Raw genomic sequence first — 15,568 nt, forward strand, 5'->3', positions numbered from 1 at the left:
TATGCGAATTGCTCCTTTATCTCTATTAATTTCTGCTAGCTTTTTTGCCAGCACAGTATTTGCACAAGATACAACTACTGTAAATAGAATTGAATCAGAGATTAATACGAAACAAACAGAATACACTCGTTCAACAACGATGCTCGATAAATATTTACAAGAAGAGAATCAGCTTCAAACCCAGCTTGAACTGCTTAGAGCGCGTTCAACACAACTTGATAAAGAAAAAAATCAAGCATTGGATGCGATGAATGACATGTATCGACGCTTAATTAATAATCCATCGCTTGATATTACGCAGGCGCAATCTCGTTATCAAAAAGCCGTTGTTGACCAAGAACAAAACAAAAATGATATCTCTATGCAATTGGCGGCAATTGCATCCCATCTAAAAGATATTGAGCAAATTCGCGCTGATAAACATGCTCTTCAGAACACTATTGAAAGTTTAAAAGTGCAATACACCACTGCGCGTGTAGAGCGATTGCGCAACGAATTTACCCGTGAAGGGACACTTGAAGTCGACCACACCCTTAATTGTAAGCGTACTGAAACACTAGCGGCATGTGAGCAACGCGGACAGCAGATGGGGCTGAAAAAGGCGACTAAGCGCTTTTTAGATCAAATATTTGAAAATCTTACCGAAAAACGTCTTGTCGAACCTAAGCGAGATATGGCAGGAGCGCAAGTACAGATTTTAAGTAGCCATGTGATTAAGAGCGCATTTAGCGGGCAAGGTGATTACAACGTCAATTTAAGCGTTACTATGCGTGGAGATGTAAACAGCAGCCGTTTGTGTCACTTATTAAGTGTAAATAACAGTTTTTGTTCAGAGTATGGTACCCCGCTGACAAATACTTATCAGCCTGCTTATAGCACTACTTTTTCAGATAGTCAGTTAACATTCAGCGATAATGCGGATAATAAAGCGGTCGCTGTTGTTGCAAAAACAGCTAACAAAAAGCCAAAAGTGGTCGCTGAGCAAAAGAAAGATCAGTTAATCCAGTTAACTTTGCGCTCAAACGTGCATGGCGATGAAGTTTTTATTAACGACATTCGTGTTGGTTCTACTCGCTTAGTAACAAGGTTACCGCGTGGTTTACACAAATTAGAAATACGCAAAGACGGTTATGTTCCTTACAAAGCACGTATTGATTTAAAGAAGACACGTACACTTTTCGCTAAGTTGAAAAAAAGTCAGAGTCGATTGCTGCACCGACTAAAAAGCGAGAGCAAATAATACAAGCAGATTGCCCTAAAGGAATGGAAGTAGACACACGACCACCTATGGTCGATTCGTCAGCCGTAGTAATCCCTGTTGGCACATTTAAAATGGGCGATATTAACGGCAATGGACTGGAAAACGAGCGTCCCGTTGTTGAAAAAACGATTAGTGAAGCGTTTGTTATGCAAAGTAAAGAAGTCACTGTCGGCGCATTTGAGAAGTTTGTAAACGAAACACAATATAAGACTGAAGCTGAAAAAGGCAAAGGGTGTGCTTATTATCTAAATGGCGAACCCGTTTGGGAAGCAAGCTTAAACTGGCGAGCTCCTGGGTTTGAGCAAACTAGTGATTCTCCAGCTGTGTGTTTGACAAAAAATGATGCTGTAGCTTACGCAGAATGGTTTTCTGATAAAACAGCGCAAACGTATCGCCTACCTACAGAGGTTGAGTGGGAATATGCAGCGCGAGCAGGTACAGATACTGAATACCCTTGGGGTAACGAAATTGGTAAAAACTTAGCAAACTGTGGTTGGTGTGGTAGCGAATGGTCAAACAAACGCACTGCACCGGTAGGGTCTTTTTCTGCAAATGCATTTGGTTTATACGACACCGTGGGCAATGTATGGGAATGGACGGGTAGTACAGAGAATAAAAAAAATGCAGTGGTTCGTGGCGGCGCATGGAATTTTGCACCTAGCCTTGCTCGTGCCTCAACGCGTTTAATCCTAGCGCCAGACTTTAGAGCTAATTACATTGGCTTTCGCTTAATGAGCGAACAATAATATTTAATGAGGAAGCAAACGCTTCCTCTTTTTAATGATTACAAAGACGGCTGCGCTTTATATTGCTCATTACATTGAGAATGTTAAAGTAAGCGCAACTAAAATAAGAACGAATTTCAAAGGTCATCCAGCCTCATGTTTAAAAAACTCCGTGGTATTTTTTCAAACGATCTATCGATCGATCTAGGTACAGCCAACACACTAATTTATGTAAAAGAAGAAGGGATCGTATTAAACGAACCTTCAGTAGTTGCTATTCGTCAAGAACGTGCTGGTGGACCTAAAAGTGTTGCATCTGTAGGTACAGAAGCTAAGCAAATGTTAGGACGTACGCCTGGTAATATTAAAGCTATTCGTCCGATGAAAGATGGTGTGATTGCTGATTTTTATGTGACCGAAAAAATGCTCCAGCATTTTATTAAGCAAGTGCACAACAATAACTTTATGCGACCAAGCCCACGTGTACTTATTTGTGTACCTTGTGGCGCTACACAGGTTGAAAAGCGTGCCATTCGCGAATCAGCGATGGGTGCAGGCGCTCGTGAAGTTTACTTAATTGAAGAGCCTATGGCTGCTGCAATTGGTGCTGGCTTACCAGTATCGGAAGCAACGGGTTCTATGGTTGTTGATATTGGTGGCGGTACAACCGAAGTGGCTATTATCTCACTCAATGGTGTTGTTTATTCGTCATCTGTACGTATTGGTGGCGACAAGTTTGATGAAGCCATTATTAATTATGTTCGTCGTAACTTTGGTAGCTTAATTGGTGAAGCCACGGCTGAGAATATTAAACATCAAATTGGCTCTGCATTTAAAACAGACGATCCAGTAGAAATCGAAGTGCGTGGTCGTAACCTTGCAGAAGGTGTTCCTCGTTCGTTTACACTTAACTCGCATGAAATTTTAGAAGCATTACAAGAGCCGCTAATGGGGATTGTAAGTGCAGTAATGGTTGCACTTGAACAGTCACCACCGGAGCTGGCATCTGATATTTCAGCGCACGGTATGGTATTAACTGGCGGCGGCGCGTTACTAAAAGATTTAGATCGCCTACTCATGGAAGAAACTGGTATTCCAGTGGTTGTTGCTGATGATCCACTTACGTGTGTTGCTCGTGGCGGCGGTAAAGCGCTTGAGATGATTGATGTGCACGGTGGTGACGTTTTTAGTTACGACTAATGAAATCAATGTTTGAAAAAACAATCTCTTTGCAACTGCGACTTTTTGTCGCAGTGCTTTTGAGTATCGTATTGATCCTTGGAGATAAATACACAAAGGGTGGTGAAAATATTCGCACCAGTTTGAATACCTTAGTCACCCCTCTTATTTATGTTGCCAACCTGCCTTACGAAGTATTTAGCTTTAGCGCCAAGAGTTTGCACACCCGCGAGCAGTTGCTTACTGAGAATGAAGCCCTGAAAAAAAGCAAGTATTGCAGAGCGAACAAATCCAGCAATATGAATTCTTAGCAAAAGAAAATCAAAAACTAAGAGCATTAATGGGCTCGTCTTCAAAACATACCAATCGTAAAATTATTGCTCAAGTACTTTCTGTTCACTCAAATCCTTATAGTCATCAAGTGGTGATAAATCGAGGAACTACCGATGGTTTAAGTGAAAGCCAAGCAGTAATTGATGATATGGGACTAGTGGGGCAGTTGACTAAAGTGGGCTCAACCACGTCACGAGTGTTATTAATTACCGATACCACCCATGCCACGCCTGTGCGTATTTTGCGTAATGATGTGCGAACAGTGGTTGAAGGTATTGGTAAAATTAACGTACTGAAGCTTTCGCATGTGCCGCATAGTTTAGATGTACGTATTGGCGATGTACTGGTTACATCTGGCCTTGGTGGCACATTTCCTGAAGGCTACCCGGTTGCGGTGATCACAGAAATAACCCGTGATGAAGGTCAACCTTTTGCGCAAGTCTTTGCTGAGCCGATAGCTCAATTAGACAGAATTCGACTATTAGTCGTGTTATGGCTAAATCAGCAGGAGTTGATGGGAGATGATTAACCGCCAAACGCTATTAATTGCGTTAAGTATTTTCTTTGCATTGGTAGTGGCATTGATGCCATTACCTTTTTCACTTGAACCATTTCGTCCTGACTGGGTGTTGTTGGTGCTTATGTATTGGTCTTTGGCTTTACCGCACCGCTTAAATATAGGTACAGCCTGGGTTGTTGGGTTATTGATTGATTTAGCGACTGGCTCTTCTTTAGGTGTAAACTCATTAACCTACTCGGTATGTATTTTTGTTACGGCAAGTAACTTTCAAAAAATTCGCAATTTTTCATTGTGGCAACAAAGCCTTTTAATTGGCTTATTTTTAACGCTTTATCATTTAATGCAGTTTTGGTTAAATCACTTTTTACTTGGCGTTTATTTTAGCCCACATTACTTATGGCCTGTATTAACAGGCATGTTGAGTTGGATATGGGTATTTTTATTACTTAGAAAATACCGTAGACACTTTAGGATCAGATAATGACTTGCGCAGTATATTTAGCTTCCGCGTCTCCCCGTCGTAAAGAGCTTTTAACCCAATTGGGTGTCGAATTTTCACAATTTAGTGTTGATGCTGATGAAAGCCAGCTTGTTAACGAACTCCCATATGATTATGTCGAACGCTTAGCGCGTTTAAAGGCGCAAATGGGGGTCGAGCAAGGGTATACCGACCGCCCAGTTTTAGGCAGCGATACTGTAGTCGTGATTGACAATCAATCTTTAGGTAAACCCATAGATAAACAAGACTTTACTCACACCTTAAAGCGTTTATCAGGAAATACTCATCAAGTGTTAACTGCTATCGCTTTTGCCACACCAGAAAAAGTACTTAGCTGTGTTGTCAGTACTGATGTTACTTTTAAAATACTCAATGATGCAGAAATCGACGCTTATTGGCAAACGGGCGAGCCTCAAGATAAAGCCGGTGGTTACGGTATCCAAGGGTTAGGTGGACGCTTTGTAACGCATATTTCGGGTAGCTATTTTGCCGTTGTAGGCTTACCTTTATATGAGACAGAACAATTATTAAATACATTCTTAAGAGGGTAGCATGAGTACAGAACTACTGATCAATGTCACGCCAAGTGAAAGTCGCGTTGCCCTAATAGAAAACGGTGTATTACAAGAAATTCAGCTAGAGCGTATTGGTAATTTAGGCATAGTAGGCAATATTTACTTAGGTAAAATAAGTCGCGTGCTACCGGGAATGCAAGCTGCTTTTGTTGATATAGGCTTAGAGAAAGCCGCCTTTTTACACGCCTCAGATATCGTCAATAGTGCTTCTATTGTGGAAGGTGTTGACGACGAGCCAATTAAAAAAGTCCAAGATATTCGTGAGCTTGTTCGTCAAGGGCAGTACATTATGGTGCAAGTGGTTAAAGATCCACTGGGCAGTAAAGGTGCTCGCTTAACCACTGATATTACTATACCGTCACGCTATTTAGTATTTATGCCCGATGCGACGCATGTTGGTGTGAGTCAGCGTATAGAAACGGAAGAGGAACGCGCTAGACTTAAAAAAATTGTTGCTGAATATGGCGACGAAAACGGTAGCTTTATTGTTAGAACTGCCGCTGAAGGTGCAAGTGAAGCTGAGCTTCGTCACGATGCTGCGTTTTTAAAAAAACTGTGGGATAAAATAGTTTCTAAACGCCGTAAAACCAGCAAAGCGAGTATTTTGCATGAAGATCTTACGCTAGCTTTTAGAACGTTACGTGATTACGTGGGCGAAGATATGGAGCGCATTCGTGTTGACTCTAAGCTTACCTATCAAGAGCTTAAGCTGTTTACTGAAGAGTTTGTGCCGTTATTATCGCAAGTGCTTGAGTATTATCCGGGTGAGCGCCCCATTTTCGACTTATTTGATGTAGAAAGTGAAATTCAAAAGGCATTGCACCGTAAGGTGACTTTAAAGTCTGGTGGGTACCTGATCATAGATCAAACCGAAGCAATGACCACGGTTGATGTTAATACCGGTGCATTTGTTGGTCACCGTAACCTTGAAGAAACTATTTTTAATACCAATGTTGAAGCAACCTCAGCTATTGCCCGTCAACTAAGGCTGCGTAATTTAGGCGGTATTATTATTATCGACTTTATTGATATGCTCAGCGATGAGCACAAACGCCGAGTAATGCATTCATTAGAGTCTGCGCTTTCTAAAGATCGTGCTAAAGCCAATATTAATGGTTTGTCGGCATTGGGACTAGTTGAAATGACCCGCAAGCGAACTCGCGAAAGTTTAGAGCATATACTGTGTGATGTATGTCCTGCATGTTCAGGACGTGGTTCACAAAAAACGGTAGAAACTGTGTGCTATGAAATCCTTCGTGAAATAGTGCGTGTTAATCGCGCTTATGCTGCTGATAAGTTTGTAGTTTATGCATCCCCAGCAGTATGTGAAGCGCTATTAAATGACGAGTATCATAATCTTGCAGAGTTAGAGTTATTTATTGGTAAGCAAGTTAATATTCAAACAGAGAGCTTATACAGCCAAGAGCAGTTTGATGTGGTAATGATGTAATGAAGTTTAAAGCGGCCTGTTTCTTTTGTGTACGCAAATTATGGCAAATAAGTGCTGTAATTTTGGTGCTAATGGCCGTTATTGTTTCTATTTTAAAATACACCTTACCCTACGCAAATGATTATAAAGGCGACATAGAAAATTACCTTGATAGCAAGTTTGATATCAGCTTATCGATAGGCGCTATATCGGCAAGTTGGCAAGGTAATGGCCCAGCCCTAGTGCTCGAAGAATTATCATTTAAAGACAACCAAACCGCCCCTATTTCTTTAACTATTGCGAAAACCAGTTTAGAGCTAAATCTTTGGGAAAGCTTAAAGTCTCTTCAACTTAAGTCGAATTACTTTGTCATTAATGGTTTTCATACCAAGGTTAATGTCGCGAATTTATTTGTCGGCAACCAAGATGATGTGTCATTTGAACAAAAAGAATTAATAGAAGGGCTATTTTTAGGTGAAACTGGTCATTTTGCTATAGAAAACTCCAGTATCAACTTTGTATTAGAAGATAACAAAGAACGCAAACTGTTATTAGAAAACATTGTATGGCAAAACCAAGATAAGCAACATCTTGGTAGTGGCAGTCTAGCATTACCGGGTATTTCGGTGGGGAATTTTGATGCACGCATTGCCCTTAAGGGTGAAACCTTAGAGCAAATGGTGGGTGATTTGTATGTGCAGGCTAATCAGGTTGATGTGTCAAATTGGTTAGCGCAATATATTAATACTCAAAAGCAGCAACTGCATAGCGATTTAAATTTACAAGCTTGGCTTAGATTAGAGCAAGGCCTAGTGAGTGACGTAAAAGTTCAGTGGTTACCGAGCGCGGTAAATTGGCAGCTCAATGAGCAAACACAAAATGTAAGCCTAAGTGAAGGGGGATTTCATTTATACCCTGAGCAAAATAGCTGGCGATTAAAAAGCACAGGCTTAGCATTTAGCACTGGTGAAACCACTTGGCCAAGCCTTGAATTTGAAGCCTTATTGGGTAAGCAAAATAAAGTATGGCTACAGCAACTTGATTTAGCGCTATTGAGTGATTTAGCTGAGTTGACTAATTTTACCGATTTAACCCCCTTTTTAGCACGCCAACCTAGCGGACAAATAAAGACTGCGTACCTTGAGTTTGCCGATGCAAGGCAATGGCAACTATGGTTTGATGCTGACGAAATTAGCTGGCAAGAAAAAAACGCTGTACCCGCCGCTCAATCTTTAAGAGTTAATGGGTTGGTTAATCAGCAGTATGGTCGCATTGCGATTTTTAGTGAGAACAGCCATTTAATTACAGGCGCTAGTTTTAGTAATAATATTGATTATAACCAATTAAATATTGAGCTAGATTTAGCAAAGCGCTCAGGCGATTGGTACATCAGTAGTAATAACCTTTGGCTTGATAACAATGAGGTGACTTTAAGCGCACAAATGCAGCTAAGTTTGGGTGATACGCCACGCTTAGATTTATATGCTGAAGCGTTTGCACCAGATGCCAGTATTGCTGGTCACTATTTTCCTTTAACATTAATGAGCCCTGACTTAGTTAGTTATTTAAATGGTGCAATAAAAGCAGGCGAAGTATCAAATACTCAGGTGTTATTTTCTGGTCCACTATCAGGCTTTCCATTTGATGATGGTTCAGGGCAGTTTGATGTAATAGCACAAATAGACAATGCCACCTATCAATTCGATCCCGATTGGCCAGCAGTAACTAATGCCAATGTAAAGCTGCATTTTGCTAATGAGCGAATGGACATATATAGTCAGCAAGGCCAACTGGTAAACCTTGACGTTGGCAGTAGTGTCCATGTAAGTATTGATGACTTAATGGGCGATGCGCCGTTGGTAGTTAGTATTGATAAGCAAGCAGAGCTTGAAAAAATGCACGATTTTTTTGCCGCTACGCCTTTAGCAAATCCATTAGCTGATATTTTTAATGTTGTGCAAGGACAGGGTCTTGCAAGTGCAAATATTGAATTGCTAATAGGTTCACAATTTGAGGGGGAGCCAGTGTCAGTGGTAAGGTTAATTTACCCGACTCACCTCTCTACATTTCTGCGCCTGGTATTTCTCTTGAGCATTTAAAGGGTGAACTTAGCTTTAATAATCAACAAATAAACCTTACAAATGCAACGGCTACATGGCTTGGTATGCCACTAACTATTAACTACAATAGTGACGCAAACGAAGAGGATTATCGCGCTAATATAAATATAAATGCTCAGCTTGATGCACAAACACTCATAAACCATGGTCAAGGCATTTTAGATGGTTACTTAAGTGGGCAAAGTGATGTTGATATTGCTTTGGAGCTTAATTTTACCGAGCAAGGATTTAACTATCGTGCCCAAGTTGAATCGCCACTTATTGGCTTAAGTAGTTCTTTACCTGGAGCATATACAAAAAACAGTGAGCAAGCTTGGCCACTGAGTGCGGTTATTCAAGGTGATGATATATCTAATTTGATCACCGCAAACGTTGATCAGCTAGTTTATTTTAATGCCATTCTAGACAATACTAAATCACAGTTTAATAACGCCCACTTTATAATTGGCAACAAAGATTTAGGGCTTAACGCACAAGATTTAGCGGTAAGTATTAACTTAGCGCAAAGTGAGTTATTACCTTGGATTGATTTAATTGATCAAATTATTAATGCAGCTAAAGCGCAGCCAGAGAGTGAATCGCCAGGTATTATGCCGCCTTTGTATGAGGTTGTTGCGAATATTAACTCTTTTAATGTGAGTGACATGCAGTTTAATGATTTTGATATGCGTTTGTCGCCCTTAAATAATAACTTGCAATTAAAGCTCAATGCCAAAGAGTTACGAGCAGAAGTATTCATTCCCAGCGAGCAATCAAGTCAGCCAATTCGAATAAACAGTGACTATTTAAGGCTTAATTTTTTAGAGGCCGAACCAGAACTACCGAGCGAAAAATCATCTCCTGAACAACTTACATGGCTTACAAATTTGCCTGCTATTGAGTTTGAATGTACCGATTGTAAGATCAGCCATTATCAGCTAGATAAAGTCAGCGCCTCATTGTTAGGCGATGGTAAAAAGCTACTTATTTCTGAGCTAGTGGTGGATAAAGGCGATCATATATTGCGCACTAAAGGGCAATGGCAAAATGGTTTAACGGCAATGAGCGGCGAACTTAAAAGTGATGATATTGGCGCCTTATTTAATGAATTTGATATTACCACCACTATTAAAGACTCAAACGCCAACCTAAATTATCAATTAAATTGGCAAGCGGCACCTTATAACTTAGATATTGCTAGTTTAGACGGTGAAATTAGTTGGGATTTAGGCGAAGGCCATTTAACCGAAGTCAGTGATGGGGGCGCACGGGTATTTTCATTACTGAGCCTTGATTCATTAGTGCGTAAATTAAAGCTTGATTTTAGAGATGTATTTTCTAAAGGTTTTTTCTATAACAGTATGAAAGGCACGATGCAGATAGATAAAGGCATTGCCTATACCCAAGATACTAAAATGGATGGGGTACCTGCTGATCTCTCTATTAAAGGGTATGCAAATTTAAATACTCTCGAAATTGACTACGACTTAGCAGTAGCACCGCAAGTAACCTCGAGTATTCCGGTGATTGTAGCTTGGATGGTGAATCCCGTAACGGGGCTTGCAGCCTTAGCAATTGATAAAGTGATTCACTCTGCGCGAGTGATCTCAGAGATCAACTTTAAAGTGACGGGCAAAATGAACGATCCTCAGGTACAAGAGTTAGATCGTAAGAGCCGAGAGGTGACTTTACCGCAAGCAGCACAAAATCAGCCGCAAGCATCTTCAGAGTTAAAGCTTAAAGATGCTGAGGTGAGCGCAGCGCAATGAGTAAATCACTTATAAGTACAACACCTGCGATTATTGCATTACAAATGTGCTCAGGCTTAAATCCTGATGATAACATTGCCACCTTAAAGCAAGTCTTAGCTGAATTACCAAGCCGGCGACCTTTGTTAGTATGTTTACCAGAAGCGTTTTTAGTGTTTAGTAAACACGCTGGTGATACGTTGTTAGTGTCACAGCGTATTGAGCAATATAAACAGCAAATTAGTGAATTGTGTCGTAAACACAATATTTGGTTAAATGCTGGCACCATGCCAGAGCCCTATGACCAACATAAGTATTACGCTGCCTCACACTTGTTTAATAACCAAGGCGATATTGTTGCAAGCTATAACAAAATACATTTATTTGATGTTGAGGTAGATGACCAGACCGGCAGCTACCGAGAGTCCGACTTTACTCAAGCGGGCGATGAGATTGTGGTTGTTGATTCTCCCTTTGGTAAAATTGGTTTAACAGTATGTTATGATTTGCGCTTTGCTGGTTTATTTAATGCCTTAGCTCGTAAAGGCACAGAAATTATATTAGTACCCAGTGCGTTTACTGTTCCAACAGGTAAAGCGCATTGGCAGCCGCTACTGGCAGCACGTGCCATAGAAACGCAGTGTTATGTTATTGCTGCAGCGCAATATGGAACACATGAAAACGGTAGACAAACTTATGGTCACAGCCTGATGTTATCGCCCTGGGGTGAGACATTAAGTGAAAAACCAGCAGAGCTTGGTTTTATTAGTTGTACCGTAGATTTGAACCAGTTACACAAAATTAGACGAGATATGCCGCTGCAATCTCACCAACGATTTAGAGAGCCATTATTATGAATTCGGTTGAACAGCATTTATTACACGACAGCCAGCTAAATCGAGAAGAACTCGAGAAAACGCTTCGCTTTATACATCAACATAACATTGATTACGCCGACTTATATTTTCAATCAAGCCATCATGAATCATGGGTGTTAGAAGATGGTTTGGTAAAAGAAGGTTCTTACAATGTTGAACGCGGTGTAGGTGTTCGCGCTGTAAGTGGTGAAAAAACCGGTTTTTCTTACTCAGATGCAATAAATTTAGAAGCGCTAAATAAAGCCGCAACTGCAGCACGCAGTATTGCCGATGCAGGTGATAATAAATCAATTCAAGTATTTAGTGATGTGGCTGCAAAACAGCAGTTTGCACCGCATCAACCAATTTCTAGCATGAGCGATACCGATAAAGTTAATTTGTTACGTGAGCTTGAAAATTATATCCGCGAATTAGCCCCTGATGCTGAGCAAGTTATTAGCTCAATGTCTGCGGTATACGAAGAAGTATTAATTGCAGCCAGTGATGGCACCTTTGCTACCGATATTCGCCCACTGATCCGTTTAAACTGCTCTGTATTGTTAGAGAAGAATGGTCGCCGTGAACGTGGCGGTGCTGGTGGCGGCGCACGCCTAGACTATGGTTACTTTAAAGAGCTTGTTGATGGCAAGCCGCGTTGGATGGGCTTTGCAGAAGAAGCCGTTCGTCAAGCTAAAGTAAACTTAGAAGCTATTGATGCCCCAGCGGGTACTATGGAAGTGGTATTAGGTAATGGTTGGCCAGGCGTATTGTTACACGAAGCGGTAGGTCATGGTCTAGAAGGTGACTTTAACCGTAAAGGCGCGTCTGCGTTTAGCGGTAAAGTAGGTCAAAAAGTTGCTTCAGAGCTATGTACTGTGGTTGATGATGGTACTATGGCCGATCGCCGTGGTTCACTTAATGTAGATGACGAAGGCACGCCTGCAGCCTATAACGTACTTATCGAAAACGGTATTTTAAAAGGCTACATGCAAGATAAAATGAATGCGCGTTTGATGGGGGTAAACCCAACAGGTAACGCACGTCGTGAGTCATACGCGCATTTACCAATGCCACGTATGACCAACACTTACATGTTAGGTGGCGAGCACAGCCAAGCTGATATTATCAGCACGGTTAAAAAAGGCGTGTTTGCCCCTAATTTTGGTGGTGGCCAAGTGGATATCACCTCAGGTAAGTTTGTATTTAGTGCCTCAGAGGCCTACTTAATTGAAAATGGCAAAATTACTCAGCCTATTAAAGGGGCAACATTAATTGGTAATGGCCCTGAGGTTATGCAACAAATCTCTATGGTAGGTAATGATTTAGCGCTTGATAAAGGCGTAGGTGTTTGTGGTAAAGATGGTCAAAGTGTACCAGTAGGTGTTGGCCAACCAAGTTTGAAAATTGATCAGTTAACAGTGGGTGGCACGGCTTAATTTTATTACTGCCAAATACTACAAATAAAACCTTGGAAGTGCATGCTTTCAAGGTTTTATTTTGTCGGCTGTTTATTTAAATTTGCTGCTGAAAAAAATCCATAAATGCGACAACTTGTCGTGGCTGAAATTGCCTTGATGGGTAAAGAAACTGTAAGCCAATCTGTTGTTTATCTTTATTACTAAAACCGAGAATATAGTCATCAAGTAGCGTCACTAAATTACCCTTTGTCAGATCATCGCTAATATCTACCATTGATTTTAGAGCAATCCCGGCACCGTCAATTGCCCATTGTCTGATCACCGCACCATCACTGCTACTCATAGCCACAGGGACGCGAATTATTTGATCCTTAAAATGCCAATCATTCATCGATTGACCAAATCGCTCCATTACTAGGCAGCGATGATTTAATAAATCGCTTGGCAGCAAAGGTTGGCCATGTATTTTTAAATATTCAGCTGAAGCACATAACACACGTTGATTGGCCTTGATCATTCGGCTAATCAAATTGCTATCGGGTAAGTTTCCAAAGCGAATAGCAATATCAATACCTTCTTCAACTAAATTGACTAAGCCATCGGTTAAATGCAGGTGTGGTTTAACTTGTGGGTTTTGTGCTACAAATTTAGCCATTGCAGGGGCAACAAACTGTTTACCAAAGTCAGAGGGGGCGGTTATTTTGAGACTACCCGAAAGGGTGTTTTTACTAAGCTGAATACTTTGCTCTGTGGCATCAATTTCAGCAATTACTCTTAAACAGCCTTGATAAAATTGCTCTCCAGCCTCGGTCAATTTAATACTGCGAGTATTACGTATTAATAGTCGGGTTTGATAGTGATTTTCAAGCTGGTTAATACGTGCCGTCATACTCGCAGGCGATAAACCAATTTTTCGCCCAGCTGCAGCAAGCCCGCCAGAGCGCACCACATGAACAAAAAGCGGCATATCATCAATCTTAGCCATCGTTCCTCACTCTTTATAGTTCAGTATTAATGAATAGTGTTTTTGATATTAACTCAATTATCAAATTTAAGTAAATAGTTAAACTGGTTGTACTCATTATCAACAGAGAAAGTTTATGCGTTTAGATCATGTATTAATTTCTAGTTGTGATTACCAGGCGATGCGACAGTTCTTTATTAATTCAGTTGGGCTAAGTGAAGGGTATCGTCCGCCTTTTCCTTTCGAGGGAGCGTGGTTATACGGCAGCGATAACGTTGCTTTGATTCATCTGGTTAATGCCGCTGGTAATAAAGCGCAACAGGGTTACTTATCAGCATTAAGCAGCAAAACCCAAGGCCGAGGAGTGGTAGATCACATTGCCATTCGTAGCATAGGTTATCAAGGATTGAAAAGTCGCTTAGCGCAAACAGGTATAAGTTATTTCGAGCGAACCGTGCCAGAGCTCCTAGAGCATCAAGTATTTATATACCCAAACCACCTCAAGATGCGAGTTTCAGTTGGAATTAAAAGCGATTTAGGCAAGGCATTGATTGCAAGTAATAGTGATTCTATTTTTAAAGTCAATAACGCAGTATAAATCGCTTTTAAACCAACCCGTAGGGCGTTTCACAGGCACTTACTCTCATCGTTGTTACTTCTTAAAAGGGACTGGACTGCCATTCTTGCAAAGTAACGCCTTGATATTAAGTCCCTGTGAAACGCTGAATTCTGCACATTGAGGTGGCTTGGGTATACCAGGGCCTGAAGAAATGAAAGTCGAAATGCTATTTAGCAGTGATGAAATTTAATTTAAACCCAGATAAACATTATTTATAAGAGAGTTAGTTATGTCTATAGAATCCTTATTTGAAGTTAAAACCCTCGGTGGCATGGTCACTCAAAATAGAATTGTGATGGCACCTATGACCCGTTCGCGAACTGCGCAACCGGGTGATATTCCCACTGAACTGATGGCCACTTATTATGCGCAGCGTGCTACTGCGGGGCTGATTATTTCTGAAGCAACACAAATTTCTGCTCAGGGCAAAGGTTACTCATTTACGCCAGGTATTTACACGCAAGAACAAATTGAAGGTTGGAAGCAAGTAACACAAGCTGTGCATAAAGAAGGCGGTAAAATATTTTTACAACTGTGGCACGTTGGTAGAATGTCGCACTCTTCATTTCATCATGATGGAACGCCAGTTGCCCCATCTGCACTTGCTCCAGATGCGCAAGTTTGGGTGGTAGGCGATGATGGAGAAGGACGGATGCTTGATTGCCCAACCCCACGAGCACTAAGTGTTAAAGAAATTAAAGAAATAGTAAATGATTACAAGCAAGCGGCAATTAACGCGATTGAGGCTGGTTTTGATGGCGTTGAAATACATGGAGGTAACGGGTATTTAATTGATCAGTTTTTAAGACGTTCAGCAAATAAACGCACAGATGAATATGGCGGTAGCCAAGAAAACCGTATTCGTTTTGCCTGTGAAATTATTAGCGCAATTAGTAATGCCATTGGCGCTCATAAAGTGGGTATTAGATTAGCGCCTTTTATCACTCAGCGTGGTATGGATGATAGTGAAGCAATTGACACTATTTTATTAGCAGCAAAGCAATTTGAGCAAATTGGTATTGCGTATATTCATCTTGCCGAAGCGGACTGGGACGATGCACCTAGTGTAACACCAGAGTTTAGAGTCGCACTTCGTCAGTATTTTAGTGGCGCAATTATTGTTGCAGGTAATTATACCGAGCATTCAGGTGCGCAGCTTATTGAACAACGTCTTGCTGATTACATTGCATTTGGTCGCCGTTTTATTGCCAACCCAGACTTACCGTATCGTATTCAAGAGCAACTGCCACTAAACACTATTACCGATGGGAGTACATTTTTTGGCGGTACAGCCAAAGGTTATACCGATTACTCAGCGTATCAAAAGTAACTTTCGTTTCAA

At 41.0% G+C, this 15,568-nt stretch carries 9 protein-coding genes and 3 pseudogenes; 11 read left to right on the forward strand and 1 reads right to left on the reverse strand.

Annotated features, from left to right (window positions below; genetic code table 11):
• The first annotated feature begins 1 nt into the window (after position 1).
• From AB8618_RS00985 to tldD, 9 genes and pseudogenes are all read left to right on the forward strand, one after another.
• Positions 2 to 2,007 (forward strand): annotated as a pseudogene (locus tag AB8618_RS00985) (SUMF1/EgtB/PvdO family nonheme iron enzyme).
• Positions 2,008 to 2,142: 135 nt separating this feature from the next.
• Positions 2,143 to 3,186: a rod shape-determining protein gene (locus AB8618_RS00990; protein ID WP_008113726.1), complete on the forward strand. Its 1,044-nt coding sequence runs from the start codon at positions 2,143 to 2,145 to the stop codon at positions 3,184 to 3,186.
• Positions 3,186 to 4,027 (forward strand): annotated as a pseudogene (gene mreC, locus AB8618_RS00995) (rod shape-determining protein MreC). Before AB8618_RS00990 ends, mreC begins: the two are co-directional and overlap by 1 nt.
• Positions 4,020 to 4,499 (forward strand): rod shape-determining protein MreD, encoded by a 480-nt coding sequence (gene mreD, locus AB8618_RS01000; protein ID WP_138607165.1) that lies wholly within the window; start codon positions 4,020 to 4,022, stop codon positions 4,497 to 4,499. Before mreC ends, mreD begins: the two are co-directional and overlap by 8 nt.
• Positions 4,499 to 5,068 carry a Maf family protein gene (locus AB8618_RS01005; protein WP_138607163.1) on the forward strand — a complete coding sequence of 190 codons (570 nt, stop codon included), beginning with the start codon at positions 4,499 to 4,501 and terminating at the stop codon, positions 5,066 to 5,068. The genes mreD and AB8618_RS01005 overlap by 1 nt, the downstream gene beginning before the upstream one ends.
• A 1-nt stretch (position 5,069) precedes the next feature.
• Positions 5,070 to 6,542: a ribonuclease G gene (gene rng / locus AB8618_RS01010; RefSeq protein WP_413401161.1), complete on the forward strand. Its 1,473-nt coding sequence runs from the start codon at positions 5,070 to 5,072 to the stop codon at positions 6,540 to 6,542.
• Positions 6,542 to 10,389, forward strand: a pseudogene (locus AB8618_RS01015) (YhdP family protein). Before rng ends, AB8618_RS01015 begins: the two are co-directional and overlap by 1 nt.
• The gene (locus AB8618_RS01020; RefSeq protein WP_413401163.1) at positions 10,386 to 11,225 is read left to right on the forward strand and encodes a carbon-nitrogen hydrolase family protein; all 840 of its coding nucleotides are present in this window, start codon (positions 10,386 to 10,388) and stop codon (positions 11,223 to 11,225) included. The pseudogene AB8618_RS01015 and the gene AB8618_RS01020 overlap by 4 nt, the downstream one beginning before the upstream one ends.
• On the forward strand, positions 11,222 to 12,661 hold the full coding sequence (gene tldD, locus AB8618_RS01025; RefSeq protein ID WP_413401164.1) for a metalloprotease TldD: 1,440 nt from the start codon (positions 11,222 to 11,224) through the stop codon (positions 12,659 to 12,661). The genes AB8618_RS01020 and tldD overlap by 4 nt, the downstream gene beginning before the upstream one ends.
• A gap of 76 nt (positions 12,662 to 12,737) precedes the next feature.
• Here tldD and AB8618_RS01030 read toward each other — a convergent pair whose 3' ends face one another.
• Positions 12,738 to 13,628: a LysR family transcriptional regulator gene (locus tag AB8618_RS01030; RefSeq protein ID WP_409424493.1), complete on the reverse strand. Its 891-nt coding sequence runs from the start codon at positions 13,626 to 13,628 to the stop codon at positions 12,738 to 12,740.
• 115 nt (positions 13,629 to 13,743) lie between these two features.
• Between AB8618_RS01030 and AB8618_RS01035 the strand changes: the two genes are divergently transcribed.
• Together AB8618_RS01035 and AB8618_RS01040 are read left to right on the forward strand one after the other, a co-directional pair.
• A complete protein-coding gene (locus tag AB8618_RS01035) occupies positions 13,744 to 14,205 on the forward strand; it encodes a lactoylglutathione lyase (RefSeq protein ID WP_409424494.1) in 462 nt (153 codons plus the stop codon).
• Positions 14,206 to 14,455: 250 nt separating this feature from the next.
• A complete protein-coding gene (locus AB8618_RS01040) occupies positions 14,456 to 15,556 on the forward strand; it encodes an alkene reductase (protein ID WP_409424495.1) in 1,101 nt (366 codons plus the stop codon).
• Positions 15,557 to 15,568: the final 12 nt, after the last annotated feature.

The organism is Pseudoalteromonas sp. RW-H-Ap-1 (assembly GCF_048318575.1).
In the GTDB taxonomy this organism is placed as follows: Bacteria; Pseudomonadota; Gammaproteobacteria; order Enterobacterales; family Alteromonadaceae; genus Pseudoalteromonas.